We start from the raw sequence: 2,753 nt of genomic DNA, 5'->3' as shown, positions 1-2,753 counted from the left end.
CGGCTTGGTCCGCTCAAATTTTTCCTTGGCCATTTTCAACTCCCGAAAGGAATTTCACATGTTGCGCCGCGCGCAAACAGACACTGACTACTTGTTGGTGCCCATGGGCAGGATCGAACTGCCGACCTCTCCCTTACCAAGGGAGTGCTCTACCACTGAGCCACATGGGCGCTTCAAAGCTTCAAACTGCACGAACTGGAGCGGGTGAAGGGAATCGAACCCTCGTCATAAGCTTGGAAGGCTTCTGCTCTACCATTGAGCTACACCCGCGCGGGCTACTAACGATTCCCTACCGCTCTGCGTTTATGTCTTGGTGGAGGAGGTTGGATTCGAACCAACGTAGGCGTAAGCCAACAGATTTACAGTCTGCCCCCTTTAGCCACTCGGGCACCCCTCCGTAGAGAACTGACGATTATGATGGCACATCAAACTCGTGTCAAGCACATCGAGAAGATTATTTTCATTCTCTTCAAGAGCGCCTGCTCGATGCGCTTCAACCCTCACCGCCACACCGCCGGGACGATGACTTGTCCGCAACCGGCGAGCCTGTGAATGATGCCGCCACCTCGATGTCCGCACCTTCGTCAGTATCCGAGTTCCGCTGCAGACCGAGATCCGCACCGAAAACTGGAAGACCGCTATCTTACGGCGTTCGCGCCATCATGCCAAGTGGGAAACCCAAAAAAACGGCAAATTTCGTGCCCAACGGCCGGACGCGCCGGATTGCGACGTTAAAGCACGTGGCGCCGCGATTCGCACGAGCATCGTGACTGCTTCGCTTGCGCTCCGACGCCTTACCGGGCGTTTCGCCGCCGCCCTCCCCAAGAAACAGCAACTTGCGCCGCTACGATCCAGTCCGGAAGAACGCCTTCGATGCCGCCCGGTCGAGCTTAGGATCCGCCCCGAGGGCCGCTGGATGGCGATCGCGCATGCCGTCGTGCACGCCCCGGAAGCTTGGGCTAAGCGCGCTCGGCCGCTTCGATAAATCGAACGTCGTGCCCGGCCCGGAACGCCCGTCGGTCGGGCGCCTGCTTTTCACGCTTTCTCCCGGAGTCCATGTAAGCTGGCGTGGTGTATGCGCACAACGCCCGCCCTATCGGCAACGCTTGTGAGGCTACTCGAGAAATCCCCCCCGGACTCTCCAAGCGCCGGGGCGGTGAATCTCCGAATAGTCGACTGCGCACGATTGCGTGCGCGGGCTACCGGGTATCGGGGCGGAGCGGTTGACCTCAACTCCTCCGGGCGGGGGAGCCTGAGGTTCCGCCGTACCTGCCTGGCTCGCGGCGTCAAGGCGCATCGAATTTCGCCGTCGCGTCCGAGCTCCTCGTAACAGGTGCCGCAGCTTCGCGCCCGACGCTACCGTCGGCGCCATGCCCCTCCGTCACTCGATTGCTCCCAGTGACAGCCCCGTGGGTAACGAAGGTGCGCAGGCAACAAGCCAGCTTGCGCGCCGTGCCTGAGACACCGCGTCGAATCACCTCGAAGGTGTTTCGGAGCAGGCTCATCCTCCTGACGATGCTGATGTGAACTGCCTGAGTCGGCGGACCGCGCCCCTGGGTGCGAACCGTCGCGCGTAGCCACCTCGACGGGCGCATTGCCGGAGACGTCGCCCCACCACCGGCAAACAGAATCGATGCAGAACGATGCTCGATGATCGGCAAAGCGCGAACTTGTTGACATATGCGCGCCATCGCACTGGCGCGCGGGCTTTCGTCTGGGGGATGTGGTCACGGCATCGAACTCGAGGGGTCTTGCCCCAAGGGGGATGCGTCCGGTCAGGTCAGGCCGCCAGGCGCTCGGATCGGGCCGGGTGACGGTGAAGCTCCGCGCGCCACACGCTCATCAGCGGAACGCGAGGGCGCGGAACGGCCGGTTCCCATTAGGGGCGTGCATAGCGACGTGGCGCGAAAGGGAGTGGCCCGCGACGGCGGCCGACTCCAGCGGATGGCAGGCGTGACGATCGGACGAAAAGCCAGGCGGGCGGCCGACGCGCAATGGCGGTGACCGCCTGCTGAGGGCGCGCTCACCTGCGAACGACGCGGTGCCGGGCGGGTAGACGGTCGCTGCGGGGTGTTCGCGCTGGCCGCTTCGCCAGAGCAGGTGCCGGCAGGACATGAGCGGCACGGGAGATGTGGCGGTCGGGTGAGCAACGGCGAATGGATGCGGGAATCCAGGAGGGCCATATGCGGGCCCCGGTCCCGCTGCCGGGTTGCCGGGTTGCCGGGTTGCCGGGTTGCCGGGTTGCCGGGTTGCCGGGTTGCCGGGTTGCCGGGTTGCCGGGTTGCCGGGTTGCCGGGTTGCGCGGCGCGATGGCCGGGCCGGGTGCGGTGCGCCTACGCGGGCCGGCCGATTTCCCGACCATCGATTTCCCGGCCGCAAATGCAAAAACCCCCGCCTGGTCGGGCGGGGGTTTCTGGCTTGGGGGAGCCTGACGATTACCTACTTTCACACGGGAATCCGCACTATCATCGGCGTAGAGTCGTTTCACGGTCCTGTTCGGGATGGGAAGGGGTGGGACCGACTCGCTATGGTCATCAGGCAAAAGGGGTTGTCGCGGTGCTTCGCAGCGCGACCAATCCGGAAGAAGCAGTAATCTTGGGTTGTGTGTATCGCACACGAGAATTCTAACCAGCGCGCCGGTGCTTCACACCGCGCGCCGCACCGATCAGCTGCGCTGCTCGATGCTCTGCGTTGGTCATCCATCAGCGCTGAAGCGCTAACGGCTGCCGAAACAGACTGGTTATAGGATCAAG

At 63.5% G+C, this 2,753-nt stretch carries 3 tRNA genes and 1 rRNA gene; all 4 read right to left on the bottom strand.

Features of this window, described 5'->3' with window-relative positions:
* Window positions 1-95 precede the first annotated feature (95 nt).
* The 4 genes from LIG30_RS02340 to rrf all read right to left on the bottom strand — a co-directional run bounded on the left by LIG30_RS02340 (window position 96) and on the right by rrf (window position 2,539).
* Window positions 96-170: transfer RNA gene (locus LIG30_RS02340), tRNA-Thr, on the bottom strand.
* 26 nt (window positions 171-196) lie between these two features.
* Window positions 197-270: transfer RNA gene (locus LIG30_RS02335), tRNA-Gly, on the bottom strand.
* A 41-nt stretch (window positions 271-311) separates the two neighbouring features.
* Window positions 312-397 (bottom strand) — tRNA-Tyr (locus tag LIG30_RS02330).
* A 2,029-nt stretch (window positions 398-2,426) separates the two neighbouring features.
* Window positions 2,427-2,539: ribosomal RNA gene (rrf, locus tag LIG30_RS02325) — 5S ribosomal RNA — on the bottom strand.
* Between the last annotated feature and the right edge of the window lie 214 nt (window positions 2,540-2,753).

The organism is Burkholderia sp. lig30, assembly GCF_000687455.2.
Taxonomy (GTDB): Bacteria; Pseudomonadota; Gammaproteobacteria; order Burkholderiales; family Burkholderiaceae; genus Burkholderia.
This window is presented reverse-complemented; position numbering and strand designations above follow the sequence as displayed.